This is a genomic window from Thermomonospora umbrina (assembly GCF_003386555.1).
Lineage (GTDB): Bacteria > Actinomycetota > Actinomycetes > Streptosporangiales > Streptosporangiaceae > Thermomonospora > Thermomonospora umbrina.
Genome location: NZ_QTTT01000001.1, coordinates 2,120,096 through 2,136,618, shown reverse-complemented (window position 1 = coordinate 2,136,618; position 16,523 = coordinate 2,120,096). Strand labels below are relative to the sequence as shown.

The window sequence follows — 16,523 nt, the reverse complement described above, 5'->3', positions numbered from 1 at the left end:
GGTGTCCCTGGGTAGGAGGCGACGATGCCCTATTACCGGGTGGTGGGTGACGTACCGCGCAAACGTCACGTGCAGTTCCGGCGGCCGGACGGCGGCCTGTACGCCGAGGAGCTGATGGGCGAGGAGGGCTTCTCGTCCGACTCCTCCCTGCTCTATCACCGGCACGCCCCCACGGCGATCATCAAGAGCGAGGGGGTGACGGAGGCCGACGGTGCCCTGACGGCGAACCACCCCCTGCGCCCTCGCGCCTACCGCACGCAGGACCTTCCGGTGGGCGGAGACCTGGTGCTGGGGCGGCAGGTGCTGGTCGGTAACGACGACGTGCGGATCTCGTACGTCGCCGTCGACCCCGCCGATGGGCCGAGTGGGCTGTACCGCGATTCCGTGGGCGACGAGGTCGTGTACGTGCAGACCGGCGCGGCGCGTTTCGAGTCCACGTACGGGGCGCTGGACGTGGCCGAGGGCGACTACGTGGTGATCCCGACCGGCACCATCCACCGCTGGGTGGCCACGGGTGGCGAGACGTTCCGGGTGCTGGTGATCGAGGCGCGCGGGCACATCCGCCCGCCGCGTCGGTACCTGTCGCAGTACGGCCAGTTCCTGGAGCACGCGCCCTACTGCGAACGGGACCTGCGCGCCCCGTCGGAGCCGCTGCAGGCCGAGGGCGACGAGGTGCCGGTGGTGGTGCGGACCCGGGCCGGGTTGAGCAGGCTGACGTACCTGCATCACCCGTTCGACGTGGTCGGCTGGGACGGTTGCCTCTATCCGTACGCGTTCAACATCGCCGACTTCGAGCCGATCGTGAAGCGCACGCACGCTCCGCCGCCGGTGCACCAGACGTTCGAGGGCCCCAACTTCGTGGTGTGCTCGTTCTGTCCGCGTCCCTTGGACTTCCACGACGAGGCCGTGCCGATCCCGTACAACCACCACAACGTGGACTCCGACGAGTTCATGTTCTACGTGGGCGGCGACTACACGGCCCGTCAGGGCTCGGGCATCGGGGTCGGCTCGATCTCGCTGCATCCGGCGGGCTTCACGCATGGCCCGGCCCCCGGTGCGGTGGAGGCGTCGATCGAGGCGGTCCGCAACGGGCGCACGGTCACCACCGAGACGGCCGTCATGGTCGACACGTTCCGGCCGCTGTCGCTGGGCCCGGCGGCGACCCGGTGCGAGGACCCCGAATACGCCTGGAGCTGGGCGAAATCCGCCGGACGGTGACACTTTTGTCGATCTATGGCTGATTTTGTCGGGGCATAGCGGGGTAGTCGGCTAGACGTGGCGTTCCCTCGGCAGGTGCTCGATCCGGCGGAGCGGCGGCGGCTCGGCCGGCCGGTCAGGGGGTTCGACGCCCGGCCGGCGTACCGGCGGGCGGTGACCTGGCTGGTGCTGCTGGGCCCGCCGGGTCTGCTGCTCGTCTTCGCCGCGCTGTACCACCTGGTGTACGGGCCGCGCTGGGTGGGCGTCGCGGCGGTCCCGCTGGCGGTGGGCTACCTGGGCGGCCTGGGCTGGACGGTGCGCGGCGGCGCGCTGCGGGGCCGGGGGTCGGCGGTGTACCTGTTCGCGTCGGGCCTGGTCCGGGTGTCCCGCGAGGGAACGACGCCGTACCGCTGGGAGGAGTTGACCGGCGTCACCGTGACCGGCGTGCAGCCCAAGCCGGGCCGGCCGACCCGGTGGCGGTTCGCCGTCACGGCGGCGGGCGGGGGCGGGTTCGAGGTCGGCGACGAGTTGCCCGGGGTGCGCGAGCTCGGCGACGTGCTGGTCTCTGAGATCACCCGTCGGGTGCTGCCCGCCTATCTGGCCGCGATCGAGGAGGGCCGCGCGCTGCGGTTCGGCCCGTTCATCGTCAGCGGGGAAGGGGTGGAGAAGGACGGCCGGCGGGTGCCGTGGGAGTCGGTCGGCGACGCGGGGTCGGGCAACGGCCTGGTGTACGTGCGACGGCGGGACGGGTCCGGCACCCTGTCGGCGACGGCGGGCGAGGTGCCGAACGCGGTGGCCTTCGCCGTGCTGTGCCGCCGCGTGCGCGAGGCCCCGGCGGGGTCGCCGCGTCGCCCGGCGCGGTAATGATCCGGCGGGGGCGTCCGACGATCCAATACCCTTGACGGCGTGAGCCTGCGCCTCTACGACACCGGCACCCGTACCGTCCGCACCTTCGAGCCCCTGGAAGAGGGCCGGGTCGGGATGTACGTGTGCGGCGCCACCCCGCAGGCATCCCCCCACATCGGACATCTGCGGTCGGGCGTCATCTACGACCTGCTGCTGCGCTGGCTGCTGCGCACGGGCCACGAGGTGGTCTTCGTGCGCAACGTCACCGACATCGACGACAAGATCCTCACGGTGTCGGCCGACTGCGGGATCCCGTGGTTCGCGGTGGCCGAGGGCAACCAGCGGGTCTTCGCGCGGGGCTATGACCTGCTGGGCTGCCTGCCGCCGACCATCGAGCCGCGCGCCACCGGGCACGTGCCGGAGATGATCGTCCTGATGCGGCGGCTGATCGAGGCGGGGCACGCCTACACGGCCGCCGGCGACGTGTACTTCGATGTGAAGTCGTGGGCCGACCGGTACGGGGCGCTGTCCAACCAGCGGCTGGAGAACATGCGGCCCGCTCTGGACACCCCCAACGAGGACGCCAAGCGCGACCCCCGCGACTTCGCGCTGTGGAAGGGCGCCAAGCCCGGCGAGCCGAGCTGGGAGACGCCGTGGGGCGACGGGCGTCCGGGTTGGCACCTGGAGTGCTCGGCGATGGCGTCCAAGTACCTGGGCGCCGAGTTCGACATCCACGGCGGCGGCGTCGACCTGATCTTCCCGCACCACGAGAACGAGATCGCCCAGTCGCAGGCGGCCGGCGACCCGTTCGCCCGCCACTGGCTGCACAACGGGCTGCTGACCGTGGACGGCGTCAAGATGAGCAAGTCCATCGGCAACGTGGTGCTGCTGACCGACCTGCTCGAACGGGCCCGCCCGGCGGAGGTGCGCTACTACCTCGCCTCGGCGCACTACCGGTCGTTGATGGACTACACCGATCACGCGCTGGGGGAGGCGGTCGCCGCCTACCAGCGGATCGAGGGGTTCGTCGTCCGCGCCGCCGAGCAGTTCGGGCCCGGCCCCGCCGACGTGGCGCTGCCGGAGGCGTTCACGGCCGCGATGGACGACGACCTCGGTGTGCCGCAGGCGCTGGCGGTGGTCCACGAGACCGTGCGGGACGGCAACAGCGCCCTGGCCTCCGGCGACGATGCGACGGCGCGGGTCCGGCTGGCGGAGGTCCGGGCGATGACGGCCGTGCTCGGGCTCGACCCGCTGGCCGAGCCGTGGACGGCCGAGGGCGAGGGCGACCTGCACTCCGTGGTGGACGCCCTGGTCAAGGTGGCCCTCGAGCAGCGCCAGGCGGCCCGCGCCCGCAAGGACTACGCCGCCGCCGACGAGATCCGCGACGGCCTCACCGCCGCGGGGATCGTGGTCGAGGACACCCCCCACGGCCCACGCTGGGAGCTCAAGCGCGGCTGAGATGCTCCTAGAATAGAACGTTCGGTAAGGGGGCCATTCTTCGCTGCCCCGGCATCCCAGGGGATTACGGAGGAACCACCCATGTCCAAGCGTCGCAAGAAGGGCCCCAGCCACACCCCCAAGGCCAAGGACCGGCACTGGCACGGCTTCCGCCAGGACGCCCGCGCCGCCAAGGCGTCGGAGCGGACGGGCACCCCGACGACCGGGCCCCGGTCCAAGACGGCCGCCTCGACGACGACCCGTTCCTCCGGTCGGCCGGCGGGCGCGCGGCGGGCGGGCGGTGCGGAGGCCCCCGAGCTGGTCATGGGTCGCAACCCGGTGGTCGAGGCGCTGCGGGCGGCGGTGCCGGGCAGCGCGCTGTACGTGATGTCGGAGGCCGACGACCGGATCCGCGAGGCCATCAAGATCGCGGGCGACCGCAACATCCCGCTGCTGCAGGCGGGCAAGGCCGAGCTGGACCGCCTCACCGACGGGGCCGTCCACCAGGGCATCGCCCTGCAGGTCCGCCCCTATCGGTACGCGCACCCCGACGATCTGCTGCGGCGCGGCGCGACCCCGCTGATCGTCGCGGCGGACGGCATCACCGACCCGCGCAACCTGGGGGCGATCGTGCGTTCGGCGGCGGCGTTCGGGGCCGGTGGCGTGGTCGTTCCCGAGCGTCGGGCCGCCGGCGTCACGGCGGGCACCTGGAAGGCGTCGGCGGGCACCCTCGCCGGCGTGCCGGTCGCGCAGTGCACCAACCTGGCCCGGCAGCTCAAGTCGTACCAGGAGGCGGGCTGTTTCGTGGCCGGCCTGGACGCCCGGGGCGGCGTCACCGTCGCCGATCTGGAACTCGCCTCGGGCCCGTTCGTGCTGGTCGTCGGCTCCGAGGGCAAGGGCCTGGGCCGGCTGGTGTCGGAGACCTGCGACATGCTCGCCACCATTCCGATGCCGGGCCACGCCGAGTCCCTCAACGCGGGCGTGGCGACGGGGATCGCGTTGTACGAGATCGCCCGCCGCCGCGCCTCCTGAGCCCTTACCGGGCGGTGGCCCGCCTGCGCCGGGCGACCGCCCACAGGATCGCGACCAGGAAGGCCAGGACGGTCGACACGGCCGCGAAATATTCGCCCCCCATGATGAATCCGACGGTCGTGGGGGGCCCCGCCAGGCTTGTCGTGTAGCCGCCGTCGGCCGTCTCCACGAGCGGCTGCAGCAGTTCGACGCCGAGGGAGGTGGGCAGCGCCATCAGGAGGGCGGCGCGCCGGCCGAGCGGGCGGGCCATCGCCAGGCCCGCGAGGACGGCGAAGGCGGCGGGCGCCACCACCACCCCGGCCGGGACCGCGGCGAACAGGTCCAGGACCTGGGAGTCGATGAACAGCGCCGCCGTCAGGGTGACGCCCACGACGATCGTCCGGCGGGTGCCGAGCAGCTCCCGGCCCCGGCGGGGGCCCGGGCCGAACGTGAGACCCGCGAGGAGCACGGGGAGCAGCAGGCTGGAGACGACGATCTCGAGAAGCGGCGCGGTGGGCTCGCCGACCGTCGGGGGCGCCAGGGCGACGGCCAGGGTTCCCGCCGCGTACAGCCACGCGAGCAGCGCCGCAGGACGTCGGGCCCCCCGCACGGCGCAGACCGCGACGGCGAGGGCGATGACGGTGAGCAGGTAGCCGATCAGACTCGCGGCGTCGGTGGGGAAGACGCCGAGCAGCCCGGACCCTTCTCCGTCGCCGACGACCTCGACGTCGCTCCCCAGGAACCGGGAGATCGACACCCCGACGTCGCTGAAGCTGAGGTACCAGGTGAGTCCCACGATCTGTTGGGCGGCGAGGAAGAGCGCCGCCAGCAACCCGGCGACGGCCAGCGCGTCGGACCAGCCCCGCCCGGCCGCGTGCAGGCCCCGGCGGACCCGGATCTTCAAGGCTCCGGAGAGCAGGTCCGCCCGGTCCCGTGCGGTCGGCCGTTCCTGGTCCGGGCTCGCCGAGGCGAGCAGGACGCCGAGCATCTCCTCCCCGTGGTGGCGGCGGTGGTCGGCGGGGTACCAGCGGAGCAGCCTGCGGTAGCGGTGCTGGAGCGTGCTCAACGGTGCCTCCCGAGGGTCGAGCTTCCACGCTTCATGACCCCGTTATATACCGGCCATCGTCATATCGGCAAGATCGTGGCCTGATGCGGCCCCTCGCGGATCAAGGCCGTGTCGGCGGGGGAGACCGGCGCGTCGTTCTCGGCGGCGGCCTGGGCCAGCAGCAACTCCCCGGTGTGGGCGACATGATGGCGCATCGCGGACGCGGCGGCGGTCTCGTCGCCGGCCGCGAGGGCGTCCAGGATGGGCGCGTGCTCGGCGGCGATGTCGGTCAGCGAACGGGTCTGGTCGACGGTGGAGGCCCCGACGGTGGTGATGGTGTCGCGCAGGCCGGCGACGGTGCTGGTCAGCAGGGCGTTGCCGCCGGAGGCGAGGATCAGGTCGTGGAAGGCCCGATCATGGCGCATGAAGCGGGCCTCGTCGCGGTCGTCGGCGGCGCGGCGCATCTCCGCCAGCTCGCCGCGCAGTGCGTCGAGGAGGTCGGGGGCCGGATGCCGGGCGGCCAGCCGGGTGGCCGGGACCTCCAGCAACAGCCGCAGGTGGAAGACCTCCGCGATGTGGCGGGGATCACGGCGGACGACACGGAAGCCCCGATTGCGCTCGACGCGGACCAGCCCGGTGTCGACCAGCCCGAGCAGCGCCTCCCGCACCGGCGTCCGGGACACGCCCATGCGCTCGGCCAGGCGGCTGACCGAATACAGCTCGCCGGGCCGCAGCTCCCCGGTGTGGATGGCCTCCCGGAGCGCCTCGGAGACCTGCCTGTTGAGGTTGTGCGCGCCGACGATCTCACGCACGACCGTCCCCCTTCCGATCGAGCAGTTCGGCGAGGTGCACGGCGCCTCGGTCTGCGAGCTGCGCGAGCTGGGTGCGGCAGGAGAACCCGTCGGCCAGGACGGTCGCGTTCTCTCCGGCGGCGCGGACGGCGGGCAGCAACGCGTTCTCGGCGACGGCCACGCTGATCTCGTGGTGGCCCCGCTCGGCCCCGAAGTTGCCCGCCAGGCCGCAGCAGCCGCCGACGGCCTCGACCGTCGCGCCCGCCCGCTCCAGCAGGTCCCGGTCGGCGTTCCACCCCATGACGGCGTGCTGGTGACAGTGCGGCTGCGCGACGGCGGTGACGTCGTCGAGCGGCGGCGGCGACCAGCCCGGCCGTTCCGACAGCAGCTCCGCCAGCGTGCGGACCTCCGGCACCGCGCGGCCGAGCAGGTCGGGCGCGTCGGAGCGGAACACCGCCGTACAGGACGGCTCCAGGCCGACGATCGGGGTGCCCGCCTCCGCGAACGGGGCGAGGGCGTCCACGGAACGGCGCAGCAGCCGACGGGCCGTGTCGAGCCGTCCGGTGGAGATGTAGGTGAGGCCGCAGCACAGCCGCCGCTCCGGGATCCGCACCGAAAAGCCCGCGTCCTCCAGCACGCGTACCGCCGCGACACCGACCTGGGGGGTGAAGTGGTCGGTGAACGTGTCCACCCACAACAGCAGCGGATCCCCCGAGGCCACCGGATGGTCGCGGAACCAGCGCCGGAACGTCCGAGGCGCGAACGCGGGCAATCCCCGGCGCGAGTCCACCCCCGCCACGCGCTTTCCCAAGCTGGCCAAGGGGCCCGACATCAAACGGTTGACCGTCGAAGGCGCTCTAGAGGCCGTCCGGGCCCAACGCGGCAGGCCCCCCAGCACGTAGTGCGACATGGGCCTCAGCCTGTGCCGGTACGCCTGGTAGAGGGTCTCCGCCTTATAGGTCGCCATGTCCACACCAGTGGGGCAGTCGGACGAGCAGCCCTTGCACGACAGGCACAGGTCCAGCACCTCGCGCACCTCGGGCGACCGCCAGCCCTTGACCAGGGACCCGTTCGCCATCTCCTGGAGAACACGGGCGCGACCCCGGGTGGAGTCCTTCTCGTCCCTGGTGGCCAGATACGACGGGCACATGACGCCACCCGAAGCGGTGAGGTCCGCACGGCACTTCCCGACCCCCGTGCACCGATGGACGGCCGCCGTGAAGTCGCCCGCGTCGTCGTCGTACGCGAACGCCAGCCCGCGCTGCAATCGGTGCGCGGCGGGCACCCGTAGGTCGGCGTCGACCGGGCGGGGCCGTACGACCACACCGGGGTTGAGCACGTCGTCGGGGTCGAACACCGCCTTGACCCGCTCGAAGAGCCCGAGCGCCTCCGGTGAGTACATGTACGGCAGCAGCGCCCCCCGCGCCCGGCCGTCGCCGTGCTCCCCGGACATCGACCCCCCGTACTCGGCCACCAGCTTGGCCGCATCCGTCAGGAAGTCGCGGAAGACGCCCGTCCCCCCGGAGCGATCCAGCGGGAAGTCGATCCGGACGTGCACGCACCCGTCGCCGAAGTGCCCGTAGGGGATGCCCGACAGGGCCCGGTCGGCCATCAGCGCCTCGAAGTCGCGCAGGTACGCGCCGAGCCGTTCCGGTGGGACGGCGGCGTCCTCCCAGCCCGCGTGGGACATGTGGCCCCCGCGCGACCGCGACGCCAGCCCCGCGCCGTCCTCGCGGATGCGCCACAACGCCGACGCCTCCGAGGGGTCGGCGACGACCCGGTGGCCGAGCGCGCCGGCGTCCGCCACCAGCGCGGCCACGTCCCCCTCGGCCACCTCCACGAAGAGCCAGCCGCCCCCCCGGGGCAACGCGGGCACCGCCGCGTCGCCCCGCAGCCGCCGCACCACGTCCACGATGCGCGCGTCCAGCCCCTCGGCGGCGATCGGGCCGTACAGCAGGACGCGCGGGACGGCGTCGGCGGCGGAGGCCATGTCGGGATAGCCGAGCACCACCAGGATCGTGCCCACGGGCACCGGCACGAGCTTGACGGTCGCGCCGAGCAGCACCCCCCACGTGCCCTCGCTGCCCACGAACGCCCGCGCCACGTCGAAGCCCCGCTCGGGCAGCAGGTGTTCCAGCGAGTAGCCCGACACCTGCCTCCCGAACCGGCCCAGCTCCGTGCGGATCACGGCCAGACCGCCCCGCACGACCTCTTCCAACGCGGCCAGCGTGGGGGAGCCCTCGGACGACGTCGTGAGCCGCTCGCCGGTGCCGGTCAGCAGGTCGAGCGCGACGACGTTGTCGCTGGTGCGGCCGAAGCCCAGGGCCCGGGAGCCGCAGGCGTTGTTGCCGATCATCCCGCCGATCGTGCAGCGGCTGTGCGTGGACGGGTCGGGGCCGAACCGCAGCCCGTGCGGGGCCGCCGCGCGCTGCAGGTCGTCCAGGATGACCCCCGGCTCGACCTCGGCCGTCGCGCTCTCGGCGTCGACGTGGCGGATCTGGCGCAGGTGCCGGGAGAAGTCCAGTACCACGCCCTCGCCCACCGCGTTCCCGGCGATCGACGTGCCCGCGCCGCGCGCCGTCAGCGGAACGCCCAGCGAGCGGCACACCTCCAGCGCCGCCGCCACCTCGTCGGAGGCCCGGGGGAAGACCACGACGCTCGGCACGACCCGGTACAGCGAGGCGTCCGTCGAGTACTCGGCCCGACGGCGGGTCGACACGTCCGCCTCAGCGACACCCGCTTTGCGGAGCGCTGCGGCGATCTCCTCGGGTGTCACCATAGGGAGAGCGAGCGGGTGAAGATCTGCTCGAGATCGTCCTCGGTCACCGGCCTCGGCGCGGTCGTCAGCAGCCGCTGCTGCTTCATCGCCCCGTCGACCAGCCCGTCCACGTCCGACGCGGTGTAGCCCACCCCGCCGACGCCGTTGGGGATGTCGATGTCGCGCATCAGGGCCAGCAGCGCCTCGGGCAGGTACCGCGCCGCGTCGTCCGGCCGATCGAGCCCCGGGGCGAGCAGCTCGGCGGCGCGCACGTGCCGGTCGGGCTGCGCGGAGAACGTGAACCGGAACGCCTCGGGCGCGGTCAGCGACACCGACATGCCGTGCGGCACCATCGGCTCGCCGTCCGGGTAGCCCGCCGGGCGGAACTCCTTCACCCGCCCGGCGATCGGGTACGCGTTGGCATGCGGGATGTGGACGCCGGCGTTGCCGAACCCCAGCCCCGCCATGGTGGCCGCCAACGCCATGTCAGTGCGAGCCACGATGTCGTCGGGGTCGCGCACGGCGGCCCGGAACGACTGCGACAGCAGCCGCAGCGCCTGCTCCGACCACACGTCCGCGATGGGGTTGGACCCGCAGTAGGGCACCCGCTGCTCGGGGGACTTGCGCTCGTACGACGTGTACGGCCGGGCGGTGTAGCTCTCCAGCGCGTGGCACAGGATGTCCATGCCCGCCGACGCGGTCACCTCGGGCGGCTGGCTCAGCGTCAGCTCGGGGTCGACCACCGCCATCGTGGGGCGCAGCCACGCGTGGCTGATGCCGGTCTTGACCTTGAGCGACAGGACGTCCATGACGCAGATGGTGGTGCTCTCCGCGCCGGTGCCCGTCGTGGTGGGGACGGCGACCAGCGGCTTGAGCGGGTGCTCGGGGGCCTTGGCCGCGCCGACCGGGGCGTTGATGTAATCCATCAGGCCGCCGGGGTTGGTGGTGAGCAGGTTCATGGCCTTGGCGGTGTCGATGGTGGAGCCGCCGCCGACGGCCACGAACGCGTCCCAGGGGCCGGACGCGCGGGCGTGCTCGATCGCCGCGTTCATGCTCTCGTCGGTGGGCTCGACGCGGACGCCGTCGTAGACCTCGGCGGTGATGCCGTACCCGGCCATCCGGTCGGCCATCCGCGCGGGGTGCCCGGTGGCGGCCATCCCCGCGTCCGTGACCACCAGCACCCGGCGCACGCCGAGCCGGGACAGGTCGAACCCGATCTCCTCGGACGCGCCCGCGCCGAACTTCAACGCCGGGGAGCCGTAGGTGAAGATCGTCTCCGGCCGGACGGGGCTCGTGTGGCTCACTGTCTACCTCCTGGGTGCGACACGAACCGTAGTGTTGTACGTAACATGCAACCTGTCAATGAGCTGCGAGGATGCCCTCCGCAAGGCGGACGAGCGCGGTGTTGACCTGCTCCGGGGTCAGCCCCCGGTCGCGGCGCTGGAAGCCGTACACCTCGGGGGCGAGGGGGGCCAGCAGTGCGTCCACCAGCGCCTCCGGCTCGGGGACCCGGGCCGCCACCAGCAGCGAGCGCACGTGGGCCCGCCAGAACCCGTAGGCCCCGGTCGCGAAACGGGACCGGCCGGTCTCGGCGCCCAGGACCAGATGGGCGTGGTCCTCCAGGAGTTCCACCATCGCGCCGTAGAAGGCGGCCAGCCGCTCGGCCGGGGCCGCCCCGGGACCCAAGGGGGGCTCACCGCGCAGCAGCGTCTCCTGTAGGGCGCGTTCGTGCTCGTCCAAGAGGGCGACGGCGATGGCGGCGCGGTCGGGATAGCGCCGATAGAGGGTGCCCCGGCCGACCCCGGCGGCGCGGGCGATGTCGTCCATGGTGACGTTCGGCGCGCCCCGCTCGGCGAACAGTCCGGCGGCGGCCTCCAGGATCTTCGCGCGATTGCGTGCGGCGTCGGCTCGTTCCATGGGCTCCAGTGTATGTGGACAGAGTGTCCGTTTATCGCCTAGGGTGCTAAACGGACACGGTGTCCACATAGAGGAGTCGTTCGATGAGCCACCTGCTGCACCTGGACGCCAGCGCCCGCCGCGCCTCGTTCTCCCGCGAGCTGTCGCGGACCTTCGCGGAGCACTGGCGCGCCGCCCACCCCGACGCGGCCTACACCTACCGGGACCTGGCCGCCGACCCCGTTCCGCACATCGGCGAGGCATGGACCGAGCTGTGCGACCACGTCCTCGAACACGGCGTCACCGACATCGCCCGCTACCCCGAGGCCGCCCGCACCCCCGGGCAGAAGGAGGCGTGGGCCGTCGTCGAGCCGCTGTTGGCCGAGCTCGTCGCTGCCGACGTGGTCCTCATCGGCACCCCGATGTACAACTTCTCGATCCCGTCCTCGCTCAAGGCGTGGCTCGACCAGGTCACGTTCCCCCGGATGTCGCTGGCGGGACGTCGCTTCGTGGTGACGGCCGCGCGCGGCGGCGCGTACGGGCCCGGCATGCCGCGCGAGCCCATGGAGTACCAGGAGCGCTACCTCCGCGACTTCTTCAAGGGGCACTTCGCCGTGGAGGACGTCGACTTCGTCACCACCGAGATGGTCAACTCCCTGATCGACCCGGCGCTGGCCCACCGCCAAGACGAGCATCGGGTGTCGCGCGCGGCGGCCCTGCGGCGGGCGGAGGAGGTGGCGGGGCGATGAGCTGGGCGTTGCTGCTGCTCGCGGGACTGGTGGAGGTCGCCTGGTCGCAGAGCATCAAGCCGACCGAGAACTTCACCCGCCCGCTGCCGACCCTGCTGTGCTTCGTGCTCGCCGCCACGGCCGTCTGGCTGCTCTCCAAGTCGATGGGTACCATCCCGGTCGGCACCGCGTACGCGGTCTTCACCGGCATCGGCGCGGTCGGCGCGGTCACCCTCGGCGTGGCGCTGAACGACGAGCCGGTCAACGCCGGACGGATCGCGGCGCTGAGCCTGATCACCGGGGGCATCGTGCTGGCCAAAGTCGCCTGACCCGCCACTTGTGTCACCGTCGCCTCGTATGGTGGTCGCGTGGCTACCCCCGATACCGGTACGAAGGTGACCGAGGCGTCCCGGGTCCTCGCGCGCGTCTTCGGGTACGACTCGTTCCGGACAGGTCAGCAGGACGTCATCGAGCACGTCATCGACGGCGGCGACGCGCTGGTCCTGATGCCCACCGGCGGCGGCAAGTCGCTGTGCTACCAGATCCCGTCCCTGGTCCGCGCCGGTGTGGGCGTGGTCGTCTCGCCGCTGATCGCGCTCATGCAGGACCAGGTGGACGCGCTCAACGCGGTGGGCGTGCGGGCCGGGTTCCTCAACTCCACGCAGGATTTCGACCAGCGCCGCACCGTCGAGGCGGCGTTCCTCCAGGGCGAGCTGGACCTGCTCTACCTGGCCCCCGAACGGCTCCGGGTCGAGTCCACGATCCGGCTGCTGGAGCGGGGAAAGATCGCCCTGTTCGCGATCGACGAGGCGCACTGCGTGGCCCAGTGGGGGCACGACTTCCGGCCCGACTACCTGGCGCTGTCCACCCTCCACGAGCGCTGGCCGGACGTGCCCCGCATCGCGCTCACCGCGACCGCCACCCGCGCCACCCACCGCGAGATCAGCACGCGGCTCGGCCTGGAGGACGCCCGGCACTTCGTGGCCAGCTTCGACCGGCCCAACATCCAATACCGGATCGTCCCCAAGAACGACCCCAAGCGCCAGCTCCTCAAGCTGCTGCGCGAGGAGCACGACGGCGACGCGGGCATCATCTACTGCCTGTCCCGCGCCTCCGTGGAGAAGACGGCCGCCTGGCTGGTCGAGCAGGGCATCGAGGCGCTGCCGTACCACGCGGGCCTCGACGCCCGGATCAGGGCCGCCAACCAGTCCCGGTTCCTGCGCGAGGACGGGCTGATCATCGTCGCCACCATCGCGTTCGGGATGGGCATCGACAAGCCCGACGTGCGGTTCGTGGCCCACCTCGACCTGCCCAAGTCCGTCGAGGGCTACTACCAGGAGACCGGCCGCGCCGGCCGCGACGGGCTGCCGTCGACCGCCTGGCTGGCGTACGGGCTCGCCGACGTCGTCCAGCAGCGCCGGCTGATCGACACCTCCGAGGGCGACGACGGCCACCGCCGGCGGCTGGGGCAGCACCTCGACGCCATGCTGGCCCTCTGCGAGACCGTCGAGTGCCGCCGGGTGCAGCTCCTCAACTACTTCGGCGAGACCGGCACGGCCTGCGGCAACTGCGACACCTGCCTGGTGCCGCCGGAGTCGTGGGACGCCACGATCCCCGCCCAGAAGGTGCTGTCCGTCATCCACCGCCTGTGGAACGAGCGGGGCCAGCGGTTCGGCGCGGGCCAGATCGTCGACATCCTGCTCGGCAAGCAGAGCCCCAAGGTCGTCCAGCACGGGCACGACTCGCTCAAGTCGTTCGGCGTCGGCACCGAGCTGCGCGACGTGGAGTGGCGCGGGGTCATCCGCCAGCTCTTGGCGCAGGGGCTGCTGGCCGTCGAGTCCGACTACGGCGTGCTGGCCCTGACCCCGGCCAGCGCCGAGGTGCTCTACCAGCGGCGCGAGGTCCGGATGCGCCGCGAGCCGGAGCGCCCCGCCAAGGCCGCCAAGACCGCGAAGGAACGCCGCGCCCCCGTCGAGCTGCCGGAGGAGTCGGCCCCCGTGTTCGAGCTGCTGCGCGCCTGGCGCGGCGCCACGGCCAAGGAGCAGGGCGTCCCCGCCTACGTCATCTTCCACGACGCGACCCTGCGGGAGATCGCGGTCCGCATGCCGACCTCCCTGGCGGAGCTGGGCGGCGTCTCCGGCGTCGGGGAGAACAAGCTCGCCAAGTACGGCGAACAGGTCCTCGAGGTGCTCGGCTCCTAGTCCCGGGTGTCGCGGGGGTGGGCCTCGGTCGAATGACGGCCCGGGGCCCCGGCGCGGCCCTGCGGGAGGGCGCTCAGGGCCATCATGCCCAGGCCCAGCCCGAGGTGCAGCCAGTTGTCGGCGTGGTTGAGCGGAACGAAGTTGGCACCGCTGTCGTGGTCGACGAACAGGCCGTACAGCCACAGCAGCAGGTAGATGAGGCCGCCGCCGAGCAGGAAGCCGCGAGCGCCCGGAGTGGTCCGCGCGAGGGCCAGGCCGAGGACGCCGAACAGGCCGTGCACGAGATTGTGCAGGATCGACACCTGGAACAGCCCGAACAGCTTGGCGCCGGATTCGTGCCCGGCCCATTCCATGCTGTCGTAGTTGGACGTGACACCCGGGATGAAGCCCAGGACGGCCACCAAGAGGAAGACGGCGCCGACCACATAGGCCGCGAGGCGGACCGCATTGGGACGCTTCGTCTGGGCACCCGTCTGCTGAGTATGTGCGCTGTGAGCCATGACGCCTCCTTTTCGCACGTGAAGGCGCTCTACCCGCGACGTTCGGACCTATCCGCGCGGGCCCGGGTCTCCCGTCACGGGCCGTTCGCCCGTGACGGGGGACCGTCGGCGGCTCAGAGCTTGCGGGCCACGCCGCAGTAGGCGTCCACCGGCTCCGGGGGGCCGAACGGGCTCGGGTCGGGCCGCCACAGCGAGCACGACACCAGACCGGGCTCCACCATCTCCAGCCCCTCGTAGAGCCTGGACAGCTCCTCCGGGGTGCGGAGCACGTAGGGGATCGCCCCGGTGTCGTCGTATCCCTGCTGGGCCTCCAGGAACGAGTCGTCGGTGGCGGTGCTGTCGTAGTGCATGAAGTAGCTGCCCGGCGGGAGCCCGTCGATCAGCCGGTGCACCACGGTGACGGCCTCGTCGAAGTCGGTCAGGTGCCCCAGGATGCCCATCAGCATCAGCGCGATCGGCTGGTCGAAGTCCAGGGTGGCGGAGGCCGCGTCCAGGATCTTCTCGGGCTCGCGCAGGTCGGCGTCGATGTAGTCGGTCCTGCCCTGCGGGGTGCTGTTGAGCAGGGCGCGGGCGTGCGCCAGCACCAGCGGGTCATGGTCGACGTAGACGATCCGGGAGTCGGGGGCGACGCGCTGGGCGACCTCGTGGGTGTTGTCCACCGTGGGGAGCCCGGTGCCGACGTCGAGGAACTGGCGGATGCCCACCTCGCCGGCCAGATGGCGGACGCCGCGCGCCAGGAAGTAGCGCGTGGCACGGGCCATGTCCACGATGGCGGGGTAGACCGCGGCGTAGGCGTCGCCGGCCTGTTGGTCGACCGGATAGTTGTCCTTGCCGCCGAGCCAGTAGTTCCAGATGCGGGCGGACTGGGGAACCGTGGTGTCGATGCCCGAGGGCACTTCGGTGGACGGCGGGGTGGAGTCGTCGCTCATCGCGGCTCTTCCTCACTTCCGGGGGGCGGCGGATTTCCCCATCCTGCCGCCGACTCGGGTGTCCTGGAAGTTACCTCTGCGTATCATCAGCATTTTTCCTGTTGGCCCGAATAAAGACCGATATGCGTAATTCGTCGTGATATGAAGGGGTTTACAAGGAGTCCCGGATCCGGCGGAGGAACGCCACCGTCTCGGCGGGCGGCGCGGCCTCGACCACCAGCCGGTCCATGACCGTCTGGTAGCGCGCCCGCTCGGCGTCGTTGACGGGGTACCGGGCGTGCGAGAGCTGCTCCAGATAGATCATGTCGGGCAGCTCGTCCTCGGCGAACCGCAGGATGGAGATCGGCCCCGCCGCCGGGTGCCCGCCCGCCGCGAACGGCAGCACCTGCACGTTGACGTGCGCCGGGGCGGACAGCGCGATCAGGTGGTCGAGCTGGGCGCGCATCACGGCCGTGTCGCCGACCGGCCGGCGCAGCGCCCCCTCGTCGATGACCGCCCACAGCTTGGGGGCGCCGACCCGCCGGGTCAGGATCCGGGAGCGCAGCATCCGCACCATCACCCGCCGCCGGATCTCCTCCTCGGTGGCGACGTCGGACTCCAGCAGCGCCACCGCGCGGGCGTAGCCGGGGGTCTGCAGCAGGCCGGGGACGAACTGCACCTCGTAGGTGCGGATGACCGCGGCGGACTGCTCCATCCCCAGGTACGGCTCGAACCAGGCGGGCACCGCGTCGCCGTACGCCTGCCACCAGCCCGGGGCCCGGGCCTGCTCGGCGAGCGCCAGCAGGGCGGCGCGCTCGGCCGGGTCCTGGACGCGGTAGAGGTCGAGCAGGTCGTTCAGGTCGCGCCGCTTGCAGCCGTGTCGGCCCAGCTCCAGTCGGCTGATCTTGGAGTGCGAGGAGCGCAGGGCCCCGGCGGCGTCCTCCCGGGTGAGGCCGCGGGCCTCGCGCAGCCGCCGCAGTCGCGCCCCCACCAGCATGCGCAGCGCCGTCGGCCCCGGCTCCCGCACCTCGGGCGAGGGACTGGGCGAGGGAATCGTGATGATCGGGTTCTGTTGCATGTCTCCGCCCCCCGGTGACCTTCCTCGGACAGCTCGGAAACCTCTCACTGTAATCGTGCCGTCACACTCATATGGCGGAGATGGCCGATTATTGCCACAATGGTTTGTACTGGCGAGTTAAGAATGT

15 protein-coding genes are annotated in these 16,523 nt (G+C 72.2%); 7 read left to right on the top strand and 8 right to left on the bottom strand.

From position 1 onward, the window contains the following. Nucleotides 1-24: 24 nt before the first annotated feature. From DFJ69_RS09275 to rlmB, 4 genes are all read left to right on the top strand, one after another. Nucleotides 25-1,218 carry a homogentisate 1,2-dioxygenase gene (locus DFJ69_RS09275; RefSeq protein ID WP_116022099.1) on the top strand — a complete coding sequence of 398 codons (1,194 nt, stop codon included), beginning with the start codon at nt 25-27 and terminating at the stop codon, nt 1,216-1,218. A gap of 57 nt (nt 1,219-1,275) precedes the next feature. Beyond that, a complete protein-coding gene (locus DFJ69_RS09270) occupies nt 1,276-2,061 on the top strand; it encodes a DUF6585 family protein (protein WP_116022098.1) in 786 nt (261 codons plus the stop codon). Nucleotides 2,062-2,103: 42 nt separating this feature from the next. Continuing rightward, nucleotides 2,104-3,501 (top strand): cysteine--tRNA ligase, encoded by a 1,398-nt coding sequence (gene cysS / locus DFJ69_RS09265; RefSeq protein ID WP_116022097.1) that lies wholly within the window; start codon nt 2,104-2,106, stop codon nt 3,499-3,501. A gap of 81 nt (nt 3,502-3,582) precedes the next feature. Further along, nucleotides 3,583-4,512 carry a 23S rRNA (guanosine(2251)-2'-O)-methyltransferase RlmB gene (gene rlmB / locus DFJ69_RS09260; RefSeq protein WP_116022096.1) on the top strand — a complete coding sequence of 310 codons (930 nt, stop codon included), beginning with the start codon at nt 3,583-3,585 and terminating at the stop codon, nt 4,510-4,512. Between the two features lie 4 nt (nt 4,513-4,516). Here the strand turns inward: rlmB and DFJ69_RS09255 are convergent, their stop codons facing one another. Genes DFJ69_RS09255 through DFJ69_RS09235 form a run of 5 tightly spaced genes read right to left on the bottom strand, consistent with a single transcriptional unit; the run spans nt 4,517 to nt 11,002 of the window. Further along, complete coding sequence (locus DFJ69_RS09255) at nt 4,517-5,557, bottom strand: hypothetical protein (protein WP_116022095.1); 1,041 nt, start codon at nt 5,555-5,557, stop codon at nt 4,517-4,519. 59 nt (nt 5,558-5,616) lie between these two features. Beyond that, a complete protein-coding gene (locus DFJ69_RS09250) occupies nt 5,617-6,348 on the bottom strand; it encodes a GntR family transcriptional regulator (protein ID WP_116022094.1) in 732 nt (243 codons plus the stop codon). Continuing rightward, a complete protein-coding gene (locus tag DFJ69_RS09245; RefSeq protein WP_116022093.1) occupies nt 6,341-9,106 on the bottom strand; it encodes an FAD-binding and (Fe-S)-binding domain-containing protein in 2,766 nt (921 codons plus the stop codon). Before DFJ69_RS09245 ends, DFJ69_RS09250 begins: the two co-directional genes overlap by 8 nt. Beyond that, nucleotides 9,100-10,389 (bottom strand): hydroxyacid-oxoacid transhydrogenase, encoded by a 1,290-nt coding sequence (locus DFJ69_RS09240; RefSeq protein WP_116022092.1) that lies wholly within the window; start codon nt 10,387-10,389, stop codon nt 9,100-9,102. Before DFJ69_RS09240 ends, DFJ69_RS09245 begins: the two co-directional genes overlap by 7 nt. Before the next feature lie 55 nt (nt 10,390-10,444). After that, nucleotides 10,445-11,002 carry a TetR/AcrR family transcriptional regulator gene (locus tag DFJ69_RS09235; RefSeq protein ID WP_116022091.1) on the bottom strand — a complete coding sequence of 186 codons (558 nt, stop codon included), beginning with the start codon at nt 11,000-11,002 and terminating at the stop codon, nt 10,445-10,447. Between the two features lie 83 nt (nt 11,003-11,085). On the opposite strand from DFJ69_RS09235, the gene DFJ69_RS09230 reads away from it, so the two are divergent. From DFJ69_RS09230 to recQ, 3 genes are read left to right on the top strand one after another with little or no spacing between them, the layout of a single operon-like run. Continuing rightward, nucleotides 11,086-11,730, top strand: a complete 645-nt coding sequence (locus DFJ69_RS09230; protein ID WP_116022090.1) for an FMN-dependent NADH-azoreductase — start codon at nt 11,086-11,088, stop codon at nt 11,728-11,730. Then, on the top strand, nt 11,727-12,038 hold the full coding sequence (locus DFJ69_RS09225) for a DMT family transporter (protein ID WP_116022089.1): 312 nt from the start codon (nt 11,727-11,729) through the stop codon (nt 12,036-12,038). Before DFJ69_RS09230 ends, DFJ69_RS09225 begins: the two co-directional genes overlap by 4 nt. Nucleotides 12,039-12,077: 39 nt before the next feature. Continuing rightward, nucleotides 12,078-13,910 carry a DNA helicase RecQ gene (gene recQ / locus DFJ69_RS09220; protein WP_116022088.1) on the top strand — a complete coding sequence of 611 codons (1,833 nt, stop codon included), beginning with the start codon at nt 12,078-12,080 and terminating at the stop codon, nt 13,908-13,910. Here recQ and DFJ69_RS09215 read toward each other — a convergent pair. From DFJ69_RS09215 to DFJ69_RS09205, 3 genes are all read right to left on the bottom strand, one after another. After that, on the bottom strand, nt 13,907-14,410 hold the full coding sequence (locus DFJ69_RS09215) for a DUF4383 domain-containing protein (protein ID WP_116022087.1): 504 nt from the start codon (nt 14,408-14,410) through the stop codon (nt 13,907-13,909). The genes recQ and DFJ69_RS09215 overlap by 4 nt on opposite strands. Nucleotides 14,411-14,523: 113 nt before the next feature. Next, complete coding sequence (locus DFJ69_RS09210) at nt 14,524-15,339, bottom strand: SAM-dependent methyltransferase (protein WP_116022086.1); 816 nt, start codon at nt 15,337-15,339, stop codon at nt 14,524-14,526. Nucleotides 15,340-15,490: 151 nt separating this feature from the next. Further along, a complete protein-coding gene (locus tag DFJ69_RS09205; RefSeq protein ID WP_116022085.1) occupies nt 15,491-16,396 on the bottom strand; it encodes a helix-turn-helix domain-containing protein in 906 nt (301 codons plus the stop codon). Nucleotides 16,397-16,523: the final 127 nt, after the last annotated feature.

Excerpts from the sequence above, each read along its gene's own strand:
- DFJ69_RS09275 (WP_116022099.1), top strand. The coding sequence starts at position 25 with ATGCCCTATTACCGGGTGGTGGGTGACGTACCGCGCAAACGTCACGTG.
- rlmB (WP_116022096.1), top strand. The coding sequence starts at position 3,583 with ATGTCCAAGCGTCGCAAGAAGGGCCCCAGCCACACCCCCAAGGCCAAG.
- DFJ69_RS09245 (WP_116022093.1), bottom strand. The coding sequence starts at position 9,106 with ATGGTGACACCCGAGGAGATCGCCGCAGCGCTCCGCAAAGCGGGTGTC.
- DFJ69_RS09235 (WP_116022091.1), bottom strand. The coding sequence starts at position 11,002 with ATGGAACGAGCCGACGCCGCACGCAATCGCGCGAAGATCCTGGAGGCC.
- DFJ69_RS09230 (WP_116022090.1), top strand. The coding sequence starts at position 11,086 with ATGAGCCACCTGCTGCACCTGGACGCCAGCGCCCGCCGCGCCTCGTTC.
- DFJ69_RS09225 (WP_116022089.1), top strand. The coding sequence starts at position 11,727 with ATGAGCTGGGCGTTGCTGCTGCTCGCGGGACTGGTGGAGGTCGCCTGG.
- DFJ69_RS09215 (WP_116022087.1), bottom strand. The coding sequence starts at position 14,410 with ATGGCTCACAGCGCACATACTCAGCAGACGGGTGCCCAGACGAAGCGT.
- DFJ69_RS09210 (WP_116022086.1), bottom strand. The coding sequence starts at position 15,339 with ATGAGCGACGACTCCACCCCGCCGTCCACCGAAGTGCCCTCGGGCATC.
- DFJ69_RS09205 (WP_116022085.1), bottom strand. The coding sequence starts at position 16,396 with ATGCAACAGAACCCGATCATCACGATTCCCTCGCCCAGTCCCTCGCCC.